Below are 1,544 nucleotides of genomic sequence, written 5' to 3'. Positions count from 1 at the left end.
GGTGCCGTGCGGTCGGGCCACACGTCGATGGACGGCTCGAGATTTCCGAGCAGGTCGTCGAAGGACCTGACGAGCGCGCGCAGCGCCTCCTGGTTCGTCGAGATGTTGTAGAGGTTGCACATGGTCCGCGAGACTAGCCGCGCATCCGGCGTTGGCAAGCAGGCGCCGCCATCGGACTATCGGAAGTTCTTCGCCTGAACCCGCAGGCGATCGATGTGCAGGTCCGGAATGTAGATGTCCCTCGGCTTGGCAGCGCCGCGCGGGTCGGGCGTAGGACTCCCGTGATGGAATTCGTCGCCGCGGCCGTGTGGAAGCGGGAACGGGGCGTCGCGCCGTCCGATGCCCGCCAGCGCCTCCGACATGTCCGTCAGCTGGTGGGCGACGAGGTGCACGACATCTCCTTCGCGCTGGATACGGCCCCGAACAGCGAACATCGTGGAGCCCAGCACCACGCGGCGGAACTTCTCGAACATCTTTGGCCAGACCACGAGGTTCGCGATCCCGCTCTCGTCTTCGATGGTGATGAACATGACGCCCTTGGCGCTACCCGGCCGCTGCCGGACGAGGACGAGTCCTGCAGTCTCCAGCCAGCGGCGGTCCCGCGCGCGCATGGCGTCGGCGCAGGTCACGATGCGCCGCCGCGCCAGATCGGCCCTCAGGAAGGATACGGGATGTTGGCGGAGCGACAGCCCGGTGTGGCCATAGTCGGACACCACCTCGCTGCCCTCGGTCATTCGGCGGAGCGTGGCGGAAGGCTCCACCTGTTCCGACACGGTCACCTGCTCGCGCGCGGAGGCGGCGGCGAAGAGCGGCAGAGGCTCGTCCCGCAATCCCTTGATGGCCCAGAGCGCCTCGCGCCGCGCCATGCCGAGCGAAGGCCGGAAGGCGTCCGCCTCCGCGAGCTGCTCCAGGACGTGGGACGGGACGCCGGCCCGGCGCCACATGTCGTCGACGGAAGCGAAGGATTCATCGGCGCGAACGGCAGCGATGCGGGCAGCATGGCCGTTCGCCAGTCCTCTGACCATGCGCATGCCAAGCCGAACGGCGAACCGGCCGTCGTCCATCTCCTCGAGAGTGCAGTCCCAGCGAGAGGCGTTCACGCACACCGGGCGGACTTCGACGCCGTGCTCGACGGCATCCCGCACAATCTGGGCCGGGGCATAGAAGCCCATGGGCTGCGAATTGAGGAGCGCCGCGCAGAAGATGTCGGGGTGCCAGCACTTGAGCCAGGCCGAGGCGTAGGCAATCAGGGCGAAGGAGGCCGCGTGGCTCTCCGGAAAGCCATAGCTGCCGAATCCTTCCAGCTGGGAAAAGGTCCTCTCGGCAAAGTCGCGCTCGTAGCCGCGCTCGACCATGCCCTCGATCAGCTTGTCCTTGAATCGGCTCACCCCGCCGGTGAACTTGAAGGTCGCCATCGACTTGCGCAGCATGTCGGCCTCACCCGGCGTGAAGCCGGCGCATTCGATGGCTACGCGCATGGCTTGCTCCTGGAAGAGCGGCACGCCGAGCGTCTTGCCCAGCACCTTCTCCAGTTCCGGCTTGGG

The 1,544-nt window shown here is 67.3% G+C and carries 1 protein-coding gene and 1 pseudogene; both read right to left on the bottom strand.

Annotated elements, in window-relative coordinates:
• Nucleotides 1-122: pseudogene (locus EJC49_RS26165) on the bottom strand (SOS response-associated peptidase); the annotation flags it as partial.
• Nucleotides 123-176: 54 nt separating this feature from the next.
• Nucleotides 177-1,544 (bottom strand): helix-hairpin-helix domain-containing protein (locus EJC49_RS24345; protein ID WP_245453550.1); only part of this gene is annotated, 1,368 nt, incomplete at its 5' end.

Origin of the sequence: Aquibium carbonis (assembly GCF_003970795.1) — a bacterium.
Taxonomy (GTDB): domain Bacteria; phylum Pseudomonadota; class Alphaproteobacteria; order Rhizobiales; family Rhizobiaceae; genus Aquibium; species Aquibium carbonis.
This window is presented reverse-complemented; position numbering and strand designations above follow the sequence as displayed.